Origin of the sequence: Bacillus sp. AFS029533 (assembly GCF_002585125.1) — a bacterium.
Lineage (GTDB): Bacteria > Bacillota > Bacilli > Bacillales > Bacillaceae_G > Gottfriedia > Gottfriedia luciferensis_B.
In genome coordinates this window covers 173,306-187,757 of the sequence record NZ_NUQC01000022.1, presented here as the reverse complement: position 1 = coordinate 187,757, position 14,452 = coordinate 173,306, and the positions used below count along the sequence as shown (strand labels likewise).

Genomic DNA, 14,452 nt, shown 5'->3' with positions numbered 1-14,452 from the left:
AAATAAATTCATTTCATTTTAATCCGGAGTATTTCTAAAGCTTTATATAAACGAGTTTTGATTGTATTTGGACTCTCCTGTAAAATTTCAGCAACTTCTTCAATCTTTAAGTCTTCGAAATATCTGAGGACAATTACAGCCCGATATTTAGTAGGTAAAGATTCTAATGATCTTTCTAAATCAATATCTGTATAATTATCATCCTGTCCTGAAGAATATAACTCAATCGTTTCTTCATCCATTACAGTTACTTTTTTTTGTTTTCTTAAAAAATCTAATGATGTATTTACTACAATTCTATAAAACCAACTTTTTAAAGATTGTTCATTTTTTAATTTATCTTTTGAGGAAATGGCTTTATGAATAGAATCTTGTAATATATCCACCGCATCTTCTGAGTTTTTAACGTAGCTATAAGCTAACCGATAAAAATCATCTTTATTATTAATAATAAAATCTACAAGTTCCTTTTCTAAGTTAGACTTCCCCTTCATTTAAAGAGCTCCTTTTTTGAGATACGTATCTAAGAAGGTACACATTATAAAAGACGTATACCTATTCGAAAAAGTTTTATAAAAAGTAAAAAATATTTAAGGAAATTTTTACTATAAAATTAGCCTAACCGTTTAATGGAAATTTGGCCTAAGTTAGTAGTATACAGATGGCATACCTATTCGTAAACAAACTATAGACAATTAATCAAAAAAAAGAGCCAAGGAGTACTTCTGTTCTAAGCAACTGGCGTTATAAAGCATAAAAAGAACCAAAACAAAAAAAGCAAAAAATCTTAAAATTTTGCTCTTTAATAGTCGGTTTATTTGAAATTGCTGATAGTACAAATGAATCAAGTGGGTAAAATAGCTATTTATTTACATATTGAGATTATAGATAATAGAAATAAGAGTCTGCAAACTGTACTAATCTTACTAACTTAGTTGGAGGATATATGATTAAAGAACACTATAGTTTTAACCCATTTCCAAAAATAAACACGAACCGATTAGTTTTAAGACAAATGAATAATGAAGATCAATATGAAATATTTGCATTACGTTCAAATAAAAAAGTGTCCCAATATATTAACAGACCGATCGCAAAAGAAGTAGATGAAGCACTTCAATATATAAAAATGATTAATGAAGGAATTGAACGTAATGATTGGGTTCTTTGGGGAATTACTTTTAAAGAAAGTGATCAATTAATCGGTACAATTTGCTTGTGGAATTTTTCGGTTGAGCAATCGAAAGGGGAAGTTGGATATGAACTTTCACCAGAGCTTCAAGGAAAAGGAATCATGCAAGAGGCATTAAAAGCAGTGTTAGCATATGGATTTAATACACTTCATTTACAAGTCATTGAAGGAATTGTTCAGTCAGAAAATCAAAAATCAATCCAAATTTTAGAGAGAAATAAATTTATTAATAAAGGCTTGGTAAATAGGGGAACAACTAATGAAGAAGATATACATTCATATACTTTTGAATTAACGAATGAAAAGTATTACTCTAAATAATAGCTTGAAAAATAGAGAAGCAAATGGTTTAAAGTTTAAACAAACGTTTGAATAAAAAAGTAGTCGCTATTAGCGACTACTTTTCTAATTTAAACTTACAATTTTTAAATTTTTTGATTGAAGATATTCAATAATTTGTGGTAAAGCATCTAAAGAAGGTTTCGTTTCGTGAAGTAGAATGATACTTCCAGATTCAGTGTGGCTTTTAACGTAATTTATAATTGTATTTGTATTGCGGTTCTTCCAATCTTCAGTATCTTTATCCCATAAAACCATTTTAAATTGATGTTTTTGCATTAATTCAATAGTTGCTTGGTTTTTTGCACCGTATGGTGGTCTGAAAAGGGTTGTTTCTTGTTTTGTAATATTTTTTATTAAGTTATTTGTTCTAACCAGATCATCTTCTTGATTTTTATAAGATAGTTTTATGAAGTCATCGTGGTGCATGGAGTGGCTTCCAACTGAGTACCCGTTAGAATATGCATATTGTACATTTTCAGGATATCTTACAACGTTATCTCCGATGTAGAAAAAAGTAGCGCCAACTTTATATTTTTTTAAAACATTTACTATTTCCTTCGAATACTTTGAGGGGCCGTCATCAAAAGTAATGGCTACACTACCTTGTGGGATACTATAGCTAACTACATTGTTTAATTTTACAGTCGGATAAATAGATTGAACGGGTTTATTAGGTTCTTGCTTAATTGCATATCTAACATCTGGTTCATTTGTGTGCACATTCGGTTGAGATACATTTTTAATAGCAGTTTTATTTGGATCTTGTTTATCCTGATTTGGTTTTATTTGTTTCGCTGGAGTTTTTATCGTTTGTGCCTTTGAAACACTTTCAGCTTTTGCTGGTTTTTTTCCGCAAAATAAAGATTCTGATTTACAAGTTTGACTCTTATAAGCTATTAAACTAATCGATAGAATACTAATAGCAGCAACAGTAAGCCAACCATAAAGTTTATAACGTTTTGAATTACTCTTTTCTTTTTTTGAACTGGATCGACTAATTGATAAATATGGTAGATCTATTAAAATCCTAAGATCTTTCATATTTTTTATGGAGTGAAGTTGAAGATGAAACTCTTCTGAACAAGGAAAGTAGATTTTTTCACTCTCATTATTGTTTGATTTAGTTACAAAACTAGTAAACTGATTTTTATCTTCATCCAAATTACTACATAAAGAAAGGCTAAACTTATAGTTATCATCAAAAATAATTTTTGATTTCATAAGATTGGCCGTTTCGTTGTCAATTTCCCAATGAAGTTCTATTTCTTGATTAAATAATAGTTTGATATGCAAAAAGGATTTATCGAATTTTTGTTCGATTGATAAAAGCTCAATTAGTTTTTCATTGTAAATTGACATAACTTCCTCCGATCTTATAAAGAAATTACTCATTTGCGTTTATTCTTAAACGTTAAAGACTGACGTAAAAATATACCTTTTGTCATACCTATTTCAACGGTTTTTCTTAAAATATATTAATCTAAAAGGAAAATAATTAGTAAAGATTATCCCTATTGAGGACAGTTTTTTTAATTCGATTAAAATGTGTCGAATATTAAATTTACCTTACATTTTAATTGTAAAGTACTGTAATAAATTGTCAATTGAAGATTTGAAATTAGTCCCTATGGAATAAGAGAATAAGGTTGAAAAGGATAGAAAGAATCAATTTAAAATTTTTAATTGATTGAAATGGCACCTTATTAGGAAAAAAGTACCTTTTAGGTGCTTTTTTTTGTAAATTAACTGTTCCAACATTTTAAATGGACGTTTTAGACATACTTTATTTTATGAATTATATAAGTATAAACAACTTAAGTTATTGATTAGTAAAATTGACATTTTGCAAACAATAACATATTATGTTTGTAAATAAATAAACATTTATAATTAATGTTTGGTAAGTAATAAACAAAAAAGGGTTGTGTTTATTAAGTGGAAAATTTAGATGTTTTTTGGAATGCCGATATAGAAGAATTAAAACAAGGATATATCGAAGAGGAAAATCATTATTTATGTTTACTATGTAGTAAAAGAATTGAAAAAGGAATTATCTATCAAGATTCAGGCATTTTATATGAAGCCGAAAAATACATGAAAGTTCATATAGATCAAAGTCATGACTCTGTTTTCGATTATTTAATCCAACTGGATAAAAAGCTAACAGGATTAACTGAGCATCAAAATCATCTTCTACGTCTTTTTTATCAAGGGAAGAGTGATACAGATATTCAAAAAGAAACTGGTATCGGAAGCGCTTCTACGATTAGGAATCATCGGTTTGTTTTAAAGGAAAAGGAAAGACAAGCAAAATTATTTCTTGTCATGATGGAGCTTTTAAAAGAAAAGGATCAGCATGCGCCAAGTTTTTTACCACTTCATAAAACAGCAAAAATGGTCGATGAACGCTATAACATTACGGAAGATGAAATGGAAAAAACCTTAAAAAAATACTTTCCAGAAGGCATAGATGGATCATTAAAAAAATTTCCTTTAAAAGAAAAGCAAAAACTTGTTGTTCTAAGAGAAATCGTTAAAAGATTTTCACCAAATAAAACTTATACAGAAAAAGAGATTAATGAAGTTCTGACAGCTATTTACCCTGATTATGTCGTGTTAAGAAGATACTTAATTGAATATGGCTTTATTGATCGAAAGTCGGATGGAAGTAGTTATTGGTTAAAAGCTTAGGAAAAGAAAGGTTGGTAAAAATGAGTAGAAAAAAAGAATTAAAAATGCAATATAAAGAAACGAAAGTTCAAGCAGGTATTTATCAAATTAAAAATATAAAAAATCAAAAAGTATTTATAGTAAGTACTAAAAATTTAAAAACAATTAATGGAAAGAAATTTGAATTAGAGGCAGGGTCTTGTACAAATAAAGCTCTGCAACAAGAATGGAATGAATATGGTAAAGAGTCATTTATATTTGAGGAATTAGAAATTTTAAAGGAAGAAGATATTAGTCCATTAGGTATAAAGGGAGATCTAAAAAGACTAGAGGAAAAATGGTTAGAAAAACTTCAACCATATGGTGAAAGAGGATATAACACATATAGTAGCAAGGGTGATCAAACTTGATTACATCAGAGATTAATCCTCAGGAGCAAAAAAAAGTAAAATTTACTTTATTACGCCCAATGATTATGTTTTTAATTCCATTACTTTTAAGTAATATTATGCAGTCTATTGGCCAGGTTTTTAGCATGATTATAGTAGGAAATTGGTTAGGGGAAAATGCTTTAGCTGCAATTTCAGCTTTCTTTCCGATCTTTTTCTTTTTAGTATCATTTATTATTGGAATTGGCTCTGGTAGTTCAATTTTAATCGGTCAGGCACATGGTGCAAAGCTTGAAGAAAAAGTAAAAGCTATTGTTGGAACGACTCTTACTTTTACTCTTATCCTCTCTGTAGTACTTGCGATAATCGGCAATATTTTTATTGAAAAACTTTTGAGTTTAATAGGAACTCCTGAAAATATTCTTCATGTAAGTACACATTATGCTTCTATTTTATTTTGGTCGATTCCCGTGCTATTTATCTATATGGTATATACAACTCTAATGAGAGGTATTGGAGATTCGAAAACACCATTTTATTTTCTTATATTAAGTACAGTTTTAAATGTTGCACTTTTACCGCCATTAGTATTTGGTTGGGTAGGTATACCGAAGTTAGGAATATATGGGGCAGCATATGCATCAGTAGGTTCAACGGTTCTGACAAGTATAGTTCTATTCATATACTTACACAAAACCAATCATCCCCTACGACTTGATACTTCAATAAGAAACTATTTGAAGATGGACCCAAAACTTTTAAAACTAATTTTAAAACTAGGTATTCCAACCAGTATTAATATGGTATTTCTTTCGATTTCTGAGATTGCCGTTATTACTTTTGTTAATCAATATGGCTCAGATGCTACTGCATCCTATGGGGTAGTAAATCAGTTAGTAAGTTATGTTCAAATGCCATCTATTTGTATTGGAATCGCAGTATCAATTTTTGCTGCTCAGTCAATAGGAGCAAATCAGGTTAATCGATTAAACCAAGTTATTAAAATAGGATTATTACTTAACTATGTGCTAGGTGGCATAGTAGTATTACTCACTTATTTTTTCTCAAAGCCTATTTTAAGTTTATTTCTAACGAATGATAGTACTGTACAAATTGCGAATAGTTTATTAATGATTACGTTATGGGGATATTTAATACTCGGACATTCATTTATTTTATCGTCTACAATGCGAGCTAGTGGAGCAGTACTGTGGCCAACTCTTATTAGTATATTTGTAATATGGTGTATTGAAGTACCTGTAGCCTATCTTTTATCTCATTACACAAGTCTCGGAATGAAAGGAATTTGGTTTGGTTACCCGGCAGCTTTTATAGTTGGGCTTGGATTAAACTTTTTATATTATAAATTTTCATGGAGAAAGAAACGTATAGTCCGTTTAGTCAATTAATTTGAAAAAACCACAAGGGAATTCCTTGTGGTTACAGTGTGTAGACAAAGTACTTTAAACTTGATTTTCAGACTGATTGCAAGCGCTTGTCTTTCGAGGCGCGAAGCCTGGTGAGGAGCGGAGTTACCCTAAACGGTAATGAGCACCGCAGACAGGCGAAGTAACGAAGAAAGCGAGCGTTTGTCAACAGTCTGAAGCCACAAGGGGATTCCTTGTGGTTATTTGTTTTCCCTTCAGAAATACCGTATACCTTTATTGTTATAGGAACATACTTTTATAGATACAAATTAAAATGCAATTTTACTGATTGTGTTCATAAAATCGTAACATTATCGGTCGTTTGATTAGAATAATTAATTACATTAGACAATAAGATATTACATTATAGGGGGGATTCGTAATGGACTTGGATAATGTCACACTCAGTAGATTACTAACAAGTATGACACTAGTATTTCACATTATTTTTGCAACAATTGGTGTAGGAATACCCTTAATGATCGCAATTGCAGAAGGGTTAGGAATCTTAAAAAAGGATCCACATTACACATTAATGGCAAGAAGATGGGCAAGAGGTTACACAATTACCGTTGCAGTTGGAGTAGTAACTGGAACATGTATTGGTCTACAACTATCCTTATTATGGCCGAGCTTTATGAGAATCGCGGGTCAAGCAATTAGTTTTCCATTGTTTATGGAAACATTCGCTTTCTTTTTTGAAGCAATATTCCTAGGGATTTATTTATACACTTGGGACCGATTTAAAAAACCTATTTACCATTGGTTGATCATTTTACCTGTTATATTAGGTTCAACTTTGTCGGCATTTTTTATCACTACGGTAAATGCGTTTATGAATACTCCACAAGGTTTTACTTTGAAAAATGGAATAATTAAAACTGTCGATCCGATTGCCGCTATGTTTAATCCAGCTGCTCCTTCTAAAACATTACATGTAATTGTTACTGCATATGTTGCATCTGCTCTTATTTTAACGTCAATTGCCGCTATTCAATTATTGAGAGGGAAGAATACGGAATACACACGAAAAGGGCTTCGATTAGCAGCAACATTAGGATTAATTTTTGCAGTTTTAACAGGGGTAACAGGAGATGTTTCAGCAAAATTCCTTGCTAAATATCAACCAGAAAAACTAGCAGCAATTGAATGGCATTTTGAGACAGAAAGAGGCGCAGATTTTGTCTTATTCGGAACACTAGATGATAAAACACATGAAGTAAAATATGAAATTCGAATTCCTAAACTGTTAAGCTTTTTATCTTTCTCAGATTTTAATGCACCAGTAACTGGTTTAAATGAATTTCCAAAAGATGAGACGCCACCTTTGTTCATACATTATTTATTTGATATTAAGATGACATTTGTCGGCTTAATTATTTCGATGACCTTCATATTTGTTGTGTTTTCTATTAAAAAGAAAAATTGGATGCATAATAAATGGCTTTTACGTGGACTAGCGCTGACTGGCCCATTAGCGATGATCAATATCGAACTTGGATGGATGATTGCTGAAATTGGCCGCCAACCATGGATATTAAGAGGATATATGAAGGTTTCAGAGGGAGCTACAACTGCCCAAGGACTAGGTAGTATGTTTTGGTTATTTTTTGTATTGTATGTTTTTTTAGGAGTCTTTTGTACAATCGTTATTCGAAAAATGTTCATCCATAATCCACCCGAAGATGAACTTCAATATCGTTTAAAAAAATAGGCTCTGATAAATTTCAATCAAAAAACTCTCGGTAAGTTACGAATAAGTAAATGTTGTAGCTTGAAAGAGTATTACTTGAATTTGAACAAAGCCATGAATTGGAGGGTGAACATTGAATATTGAGTTATTAGGAATAATCGTTTTATGGATATTTCTATATGGATATATCATTATAGCATCAATTGACTTCGGTGCTGGATTCTTTGCTTATTATGGAAAAGTAACGAAAAAAGATCACTTAATAAATAATTTGATTAGTAGATATTTATCACCTGTTTGGGAGATAACGAATGTATTTTTTGTATTTTTCTTTGTTGGCATTATAGGTTTCTTTCCAAGTGTTGCATTTTACTATGGAACGGCTCTTTTAATCCCAGGGAGTATTTCACTAGTCCTATTGGCAATTAGAGGTTCATTTTATGCATTTTCTAACTATGGATCAAAGAAAAACAAGGTTTATTTATTTTTATATGGAGCGACTGGCCTATTGATTCCCGCTTCACTTTGTACGGTTCTGACCATTTCTGGAGGAGGGTATATAGTTGAAAAAAACGGAGTCGTTCAATTTTTAGCTAAAAACTTATTAACAAGTTTATACTCTTGGAGTGTAGTAATCATTGCAATCATCTCAGTCTTATATATTAGTGCAACATTTTTAACCTATTACGCAAGTAAAGCGAAAGATGAAAGTGCGCTGGAAATATTAAGACAATATGCTTTATATTGGACCGCTCCAACAATCCTATCAAGTTTTCTTGTTTTTGTTGGATTAAGAGATAATAATAATAGGTTTTATCAAAATATAGTTAATCATTATTGGTGGATGTTTTTATTATCATTAATTTGTTTTTTAATAGCATCTTCATTAATTTTACTAAAACGAAATTACGGTACAGCCTTTATATTTGTAATGCTCCAATTCTTCTTTGCTTTTTTCGGCTACGGGGCGGCGCACTTGCCATATATATTAGATCCATATATTACGATATACAATGGATACACTAATCAAACATCCGGTACCATGCTAGTAACTGTATTTGTCTTAGGGTTACTACTATTAGTTCCATCGCTATTGTTCCTATTTAAACTATTTTTATTTGATGCAGAGTATGTTCAAGGCAAAAAGTAAAGTGGGGGAGATGAAATGCACTCTTCTAATAAACATGAAAAGCGGCTTGTGCTTTTGTGTTTTATTGTAGCTTTTATTATGGGATTATCTTTTATTAGTAAATTTTTTCATTGAATAATGAGTAGAGTGGGGGCGCCAACATTTTTTATTTAGGCGTCTTTTTCTATGTTGATAAATCGCTAAATAGGCTGTTGGAAACTTTAATAAGGGAAAGGTTGCAAATAAAAAAGGTGAAACTGCAATTAAAAAAAGGAAAACTTCAAATAAACGGATGGTACTGCAAATAAAAAAGGCAAAACTACAGTTAAATTAAGTGAAACTGCAATTAAAAATGTCAAAACTGCAAATAAAAAAGGTGAATCTGCAAATAACATGCTAAATTCACCTAAAATGAAGTCGATTTTACATAGTAATACGTTTGTATTATAAAGTTTTATTAGTAAAAAGGGTGAATCTAAGCAAATAGTTTAAAATATAACCTTGTTCCCGCTACATTCATGCACTTTCTAAAACTTTTCCTTCTTTTACAAGTAGCGTACGAGTTGAAACATTATTTGCGAATTCCATGTCATGAGTAATGACTAGAATGCTCATACCTTCTTTTGCTAATTTTTTCATAATCTCTGCTATTCCGTTCGTTAGTTCAGGATCTAGTGCTGAAGTAGGTTCATCAAAGCAAAGAATTTTTGGCTCTAGTGCACAAGCTCTAGCGATCGCTACACGTTGCTGCTGGCCACCGGATAACTCGTTTGGTAATGAATTTGCTTTATCACTAAGACCAACTTGTTTTAATAAATCTATTGCTCTTTTTTTAGCTTCTTCTTTATTCATACCTAGTACAAGAGTAGGGGCTTCAATAATATTTTCAATTACTGTTTTATGTGGGAATAAATTATAGTTTTGAAAAACCAGTCCGACGTTTTTTCTTACTTTTAAAAGATCTTTTTTAGATTTTATCATTTGACCATCTATTTCAATTGATCCGCCATCGAAGTTTTCTAAGCCATTTATACAACGAAGTATTGTCGTTTTACCTGCTCCTGATTGTCCTAGTAGAGTAACGATTTCTCCTTTATTAACTTCAAAAGAGACTTCATTTAATACGGTTTGTTTATTAAACTGTTTTGTTAAGTTATTTACTTTTAACATATTTAGTCTCTCCTTATTTATAATATGAATATCGATTTTCTAATCGTTTAAATAAATTTGTTAATATTGCTGTTAATAGTAGATAAATAATACCAACGAAAACAAGAGGCAGTAGTGATGCGCTTGTATTAGATGCGATTTTAGCTACACGAAGCATATCATCAAGACCAACAACATATACAAGAGCTGAATCTTTTATAAGAGTAATTACTTCGTTTGAAACAGGAGGTAATACTTTCTTTGTCATTTGAGGCAGAATAATTCTTTTAAAAGTTTGACTGCGACTCAAGCCTAAAACCTCTGCTGCTTCATATTGACCTTTATCAACTGATTGAATACCAGCTCTGAATATTTCACCAAAATAAGCTGCATAATTCAGTACAAATGCAATAATAACTGTTGTAAAACGGTCAAAGACAATTCCGACTAATGGTAAACCAAAAAAGATAAAGATTAATTGTAAAAGTAGAGGTGTACCACGCATTAATAAAATATAAGAACTAATAATTGATTTGATTGCTGTAATATTTGAAAGTCTTCCAAGTGCAATGATGATTCCAAGTGGAATTGCTAACGCTAGAGTAATTAAGAAAACCTCTAGCGTTACTTTTAATCCATCAAGCATGGAAGGTAATAAAGATGTAATTTGTTCCATGATCGTAAGCTCCTTTTTATTTCAATGTACCGAACCATTTTTTATAAATTTTGTCGTAAGTACCATCTTTTTTCATAGCACTAATTTGTTTGTTAATTTTTTTAAGTAAATCAGAATCATCTTTTCTAACGCCAATTCCATACTCTTCTTCACCAAAGTTATCTTCTAAAATTTTGTATTTGTTTTGGCCTCTTTTGTTCATGTAATATCTAGCTAATGTTTCATCCGCTACAACCACATCTACACGTTTTGATTCTAAGTCCATTAAAGCTTGGTTGTTATTTTCATATAATACTGGTTTACTACCGTTAAATGATTTTACTAAGTTTTTCTCTTTATTAACTGCATCTAAAGAACTTGATCCTTCTTGAATCCCAACATTTTTACCTTTTAAATCTGATTTTGTTTTTATTTTTGAATTTGCTAGGGTGATAATAACTTGTCTATTTTTTAAATATGCATCTGAGAAGTTTACTTTTTTCTTACGCTCATCTGTAATTGAATAGCCGTTCCAAATTGCATCAATATTTCCTGATTTTAATTCAGTCTCTTTCATTGACCAATCAATTGGTTGGAAAGTTACTTTCATATTTTCACGTTTAAATACTTCTTTTGCTAAATCAATATCAAAGCCTACAACCTTACCTTTATCATCTTTAAAGCCCATAGGTACAAAAGTATCATCTAATCCAATAACTACTTCGTTTGCATTTCGTTTTTCTTTTCCACAACCAGTTACAACTAATATTGAAATCATACAAATGATAAATGCTGACATTAATTTTTTATTCATTTTACTCTCTCCCTTAAAATATTCTTGAAAAACAAAAAACTCCCGACCTCTAGCTATATGAATAGCTAGAGGACGGGAGTATTACTCACGTGGTTCCACCTCTATTTATTGATACCTCACGATACCAACCTCTTCAAGTGCAGCAATTAAGCTATACTCTAGCACGATAACGGGTGCAGGGAATCCGGAAACAGTCTACTACCAAAAAGGGTTCGGTGCTCAGCTCAGAGATGTGTTCAAAATATTGTCTTACGCCCCTCGCACCAACCGGGAACTCTCTGTTTAAGAACTTAATACTTTTACTATTTCTCATCAATGCTTTTAAAATTAAATTTTCAAATATGTTCAATGCTGTAATTTTTATAAAATCAAACTAGTTTGTTTTGCGATGAACAAATAATATTACAGATTACAAACAACTGTCAACAAATTTTATTTAAAAAAACTTTGATTTTGTCAAAACTTGGGTAGGAAATTTCTCGGGAAATATGGAAAATTGTCGATTGAATACTAATAAAACTGATTGGAATTGTAAAATATTATCAATTCACACAAATAACATATACTTTATAAATTTCGATTAAAAACTATGATAAATTATCATTAAGGACGAGTGCTGTAACACTTGTTCTAGGCAATTAAATAAGCCGAGATGGTTTTATCTATGAAATTTTCTAAGAAGTAGCCCATGCCCAGTCAAAGTATAGGGGCTATTTCTTTTTTGTTGCGTTTATAATACTAACTACTAATTGGATCAATGCAACGAAAAGCGATATAAGAATTTTCTTATATTTAACAAAAAATTCATGCGCTCAAAGTATATCTAAAGAATCGTATGATATAATAAACATATATTAAAAAAGAACGAGTGCTGTTACACCCGTTCTAGGCAACTTAATAAGCCGAGATGGTTTTATCTTGTAAGTTCTAAGAAGTAGCCCATGCCGAGCAAAAGCATAGGGGCTATTTCTTTTTTGTTGCGTTTATAATACTAACTACTAATTGGATCAATGCAACGACAAAAGTCATTGCGATGAAGATTAGAGTAAGTATTTCAAGTGTTTGCATTGGCAGCACCTCCTTTCTACAAAAATGCGTAGAAAAGAAGATAAAACCAATTCCCCTATGCTATTCAATTGCCTAGTTTAATTATAATAAAATAATTAAGATTAAACTGAATCTATAATTATAAAATTTAAACAATTTCATGAAGTTTTAGAATGATTACAATTCTGTTCGGTTGGTAAAAATTGAACAGAGTGTTGAAATATTAATATCTTAAAAATTATTGTATGATAGGATTAGAGTTTTTTTAGAACGAGATATGTGGATATAGATAAATTAAATTAGGAGAGTAGAATGAGAAAATTTAAGAAAGTTTATATAGAGATTACAAATATATGTAATTTGAAGTGTAATTTTTGTCCGAGCCCAACGTTGGAGAGACCGTTGAAGTTTTTGGATGAGAAAGCATTTACTCATGTTGTAAATTCGGTTAAACCTTATACGGATCATATTTATTTTCATTTGATGGGTGAGCCCTTTTTAAATACAAAGCTCGGTAGATTTTTGGATATTAGCCATGAAAATGGTTTGAAGGTTAACATAACAACGAATGGTACGTTAATTAATAAGGTAAAGGATTTATTAATTGAATCCAAAGGTTTAAGACAAATCAATTTTTCACTTCATAGTTTTGAGGCGAATGATTTAACGAAGGATTTGCACGATTACATTGAAAATATTACGAATTTCATTAATGAAGCGAATGAAAAAAGCGATATGATTTGTGCAATTAGGCTTTGGAATATGGATAGTGAAGAATTAAGAGCAAGTAACTCATTGAATATTGATATATTAAATTTACTTGAGGAAAAATTAAATTTAGATTTTTCTTTAAGTGAAAGACTTCAGGAAACACATAATATTAAACTGCGCGATAAAATTTATTTAAATATGGCAGAAAAGTTCCAATGGCCAGACATGGGTAATGATATCATCGATGAAAATGTATTCTGCTATGGTTTAAGAGATCAGATCGGTGTATTAGTTGATGGAACAGTAGTACCATGTTGTTTAGATAGCGAAGGGAAGATTCCATTAGGGAATATTTATGAGACATCATTAGAAGATATTTTAAATTCTGAGCGTGCACGAGCAATCTATGATGGTTTCTCAAGGCGATGTGCAGTGGAAGAATTATGCAAAAGATGCGGTTATGCAAAACGACATAAAAAGTAATTTTTGGTAAAAAGCGCTTTCTTTTTAAAAGAAAGTGCTTTCTTATTTAAAAGCGAAAAAAAGCTATATTAATCCCTAAAATTTTATAGTAGTATAGTTTAGTCTGTTTAAAATTTTAGGAGGATTTACATCAATGAAAGAACAACAAATTAAAATAACTACTGCAGATCCATCTGCAATTGGTTTATTCGGTTTAGCGATGGTAACGCTTGTTGCCTCAACACAAAAATTAGGAATTACTGATGGTGTTTCATTAGTATTACCGTGGGCGATTTTTTTAGGTGCTATTGCACAATTATTTGCGAGTATCCAGGATTTTAAACATAATAATGTATTTGGAGCAACAGCATTTGGAGCATATGCATTCTTTTGGTTAGCTGTTGGTACTACTTGGTTAATCCAATTAGGTGTTTTTGGAGAAGCATTAATGAAAGCGGCTGATGTTAAGCAACTTGGTTTTGCTTTTGTAGGATATTTAATCTTTTCAATTTTTATGACAATCGGTGCAATGGAAACTCATAAGGTATTATTTATTATTTTTGTATTAATTGATTGTTTATTTATTGGGTTATCATTAAGTACATTAGGCTTTATGGAAGAAGCTACACATACTTTTGCAGCATATAGTGAATTAGGAATAGCAATTATGTCATTTTATGGATCGGCTGCAGCTGTTTTAAATAGTCACTTTGGAAGAGAATTTTTACCTGTAGGGAAACCTTTTGGGATATTTAAAGCGAAATAATAATTC

14 protein-coding genes and 1 other annotated feature are annotated in these 14,452 nt (G+C 30.8%); of the genes, 8 read left to right on the top strand and 6 right to left on the bottom strand.

Translation table 11 applies throughout. From position 1 onward, the window contains the following. Nucleotides 1–8: 8 nt before the first annotated feature. The gene (locus tag COE53_RS14035) at nucleotides 9–494 is read right to left on the bottom strand and encodes an RNA polymerase sigma factor SigV (RefSeq protein WP_029715399.1); all 486 of its coding nucleotides are present in this window, start codon (nucleotides 492–494) and stop codon (nucleotides 9–11) included. A gap of 452 nt (nucleotides 495–946) precedes the next feature. On the opposite strand from COE53_RS14035, the gene COE53_RS14030 reads away from it, so the two are divergent. After that, entirely contained in the window at nucleotides 947–1,513 is a 567-nt protein-coding gene (locus tag COE53_RS14030; protein ID WP_025569232.1) for a GNAT family N-acetyltransferase, read from the top strand. 84 nt (nucleotides 1,514–1,597) lie between these two features. On the opposite strand, the gene COE53_RS14025 is transcribed toward COE53_RS14030, so the two are convergent. Beyond that, nucleotides 1,598–2,893 (bottom strand): polysaccharide deacetylase family protein, encoded by a 1,296-nt coding sequence (locus COE53_RS14025; protein ID WP_069032727.1) that lies wholly within the window; start codon nucleotides 2,891–2,893, stop codon nucleotides 1,598–1,600. A 576-nt stretch (nucleotides 2,894–3,469) separates the two neighbouring features. Here COE53_RS14025 and COE53_RS14020 point away from each other — a divergent pair. From COE53_RS14020 to COE53_RS14000, 5 genes are all read left to right on the top strand, one after another. Next, complete coding sequence (locus COE53_RS14020; protein ID WP_069032728.1) at nucleotides 3,470–4,225, top strand: DUF2087 domain-containing protein; 756 nt, start codon at nucleotides 3,470–3,472, stop codon at nucleotides 4,223–4,225. Nucleotides 4,226–4,245: 20 nt separating this feature from the next. Then, nucleotides 4,246–4,614 (top strand): GIY-YIG nuclease family protein, encoded by a 369-nt coding sequence (locus COE53_RS14015; protein WP_025569229.1) that lies wholly within the window; start codon nucleotides 4,246–4,248, stop codon nucleotides 4,612–4,614. Between the two features lie 59 nt (nucleotides 4,615–4,673). Next, nucleotides 4,674–6,002, top strand: a complete 1,329-nt coding sequence (locus COE53_RS14010) for an MATE family efflux transporter (protein ID WP_084006785.1) — start codon at nucleotides 4,674–4,676, stop codon at nucleotides 6,000–6,002. Between the two features lie 400 nt (nucleotides 6,003–6,402). Beyond that, nucleotides 6,403–7,734, top strand: a complete 1,332-nt coding sequence (locus tag COE53_RS14005; RefSeq protein WP_069032729.1) for a cytochrome ubiquinol oxidase subunit I — start codon at nucleotides 6,403–6,405, stop codon at nucleotides 7,732–7,734. A 112-nt stretch (nucleotides 7,735–7,846) separates the two neighbouring features. Next, nucleotides 7,847–8,863: a cytochrome d ubiquinol oxidase subunit II gene (locus COE53_RS14000; RefSeq protein ID WP_025569211.1), complete on the top strand. Its 1,017-nt coding sequence runs from the start codon at nucleotides 7,847–7,849 to the stop codon at nucleotides 8,861–8,863. A gap of 495 nt (nucleotides 8,864–9,358) precedes the next feature. Here the strand turns inward: COE53_RS14000 and COE53_RS13995 are convergent, their stop codons facing one another. The 4 genes from COE53_RS13995 to COE53_RS24575 form a co-directional block, all read right to left on the bottom strand. Continuing rightward, the gene (locus COE53_RS13995) at nucleotides 9,359–10,012 is read right to left on the bottom strand and encodes an amino acid ABC transporter ATP-binding protein (protein WP_025569212.1); all 654 of its coding nucleotides are present in this window, start codon (nucleotides 10,010–10,012) and stop codon (nucleotides 9,359–9,361) included. A gap of 13 nt (nucleotides 10,013–10,025) precedes the next feature. Then, on the bottom strand, nucleotides 10,026–10,667 hold the full coding sequence (locus COE53_RS13990) for an amino acid ABC transporter permease (protein WP_069032731.1): 642 nt from the start codon (nucleotides 10,665–10,667) through the stop codon (nucleotides 10,026–10,028). Between the two features lie 16 nt (nucleotides 10,668–10,683). Next, entirely contained in the window at nucleotides 10,684–11,460 is a 777-nt protein-coding gene (locus tag COE53_RS13985) for an amino acid ABC transporter substrate-binding protein (RefSeq protein WP_098948298.1), read from the bottom strand. A gap of 65 nt (nucleotides 11,461–11,525) precedes the next feature. Further along, nucleotides 11,526–11,785: a binding site (T-box leader), on the bottom strand. A gap of 638 nt (nucleotides 11,786–12,423) precedes the next feature. Further along, nucleotides 12,424–12,528, bottom strand: a complete 105-nt coding sequence (locus COE53_RS24575; protein ID WP_483295410.1) for a putative holin-like toxin — start codon at nucleotides 12,526–12,528, stop codon at nucleotides 12,424–12,426. Nucleotides 12,529–12,819: 291 nt separating this feature from the next. Here COE53_RS24575 and COE53_RS13980 point away from each other — a divergent pair, with 291 nt between their 5' ends. Next, nucleotides 12,820–13,701: a radical SAM/SPASM domain-containing protein gene (locus tag COE53_RS13980; protein ID WP_069032733.1), complete on the top strand. Its 882-nt coding sequence runs from the start codon at nucleotides 12,820–12,822 to the stop codon at nucleotides 13,699–13,701. Nucleotides 13,702–13,834: 133 nt separating this feature from the next. Beyond that, nucleotides 13,835–14,446 (top strand): acetate uptake transporter, encoded by a 612-nt coding sequence (locus COE53_RS13975; RefSeq protein WP_069032734.1) that lies wholly within the window; start codon nucleotides 13,835–13,837, stop codon nucleotides 14,444–14,446. Nucleotides 14,447–14,452 lie beyond the last annotated feature (6 nt).

Excerpts from the sequence above, each read along its gene's own strand:
- COE53_RS13985 (WP_098948298.1), bottom strand. The coding sequence starts at position 11,460 with ATGAATAAAAAATTAATGTCAGCATTTATCATTTGTATGATTTCAATA.
- COE53_RS14005 (WP_069032729.1), top strand. The coding sequence starts at position 6,403 with ATGGACTTGGATAATGTCACACTCAGTAGATTACTAACAAGTATGACA.
- COE53_RS14015 (WP_025569229.1), top strand. The coding sequence starts at position 4,246 with ATGAGTAGAAAAAAAGAATTAAAAATGCAATATAAAGAAACGAAAGTT.
- COE53_RS14025 (WP_069032727.1), bottom strand. The coding sequence starts at position 2,893 with ATGTCAATTTACAATGAAAAACTAATTGAGCTTTTATCAATCGAACAA.
- COE53_RS14030 (WP_025569232.1), top strand. The coding sequence starts at position 947 with ATGATTAAAGAACACTATAGTTTTAACCCATTTCCAAAAATAAACACG.
- COE53_RS14035 (WP_029715399.1), bottom strand. The coding sequence starts at position 494 with ATGAAGGGGAAGTCTAACTTAGAAAAGGAACTTGTAGATTTTATTATT.
- COE53_RS13980 (WP_069032733.1), top strand. The coding sequence starts at position 12,820 with ATGAGAAAATTTAAGAAAGTTTATATAGAGATTACAAATATATGTAAT.
- COE53_RS24575 (WP_483295410.1), bottom strand. The coding sequence starts at position 12,528 with ATGCAAACACTTGAAATACTTACTCTAATCTTCATCGCAATGACTTTT.
- COE53_RS14010 (WP_084006785.1), top strand. The coding sequence starts at position 4,674 with ATGATTATGTTTTTAATTCCATTACTTTTAAGTAATATTATGCAGTCT.
- COE53_RS13995 (WP_025569212.1), bottom strand. The coding sequence starts at position 10,012 with ATGTTAAAAGTAAATAACTTAACAAAACAGTTTAATAAACAAACCGTA.
- COE53_RS13990 (WP_069032731.1), bottom strand. The coding sequence starts at position 10,667 with ATGGAACAAATTACATCTTTATTACCTTCCATGCTTGATGGATTAAAA.
- COE53_RS13975 (WP_069032734.1), top strand. The coding sequence starts at position 13,835 with ATGAAAGAACAACAAATTAAAATAACTACTGCAGATCCATCTGCAATT.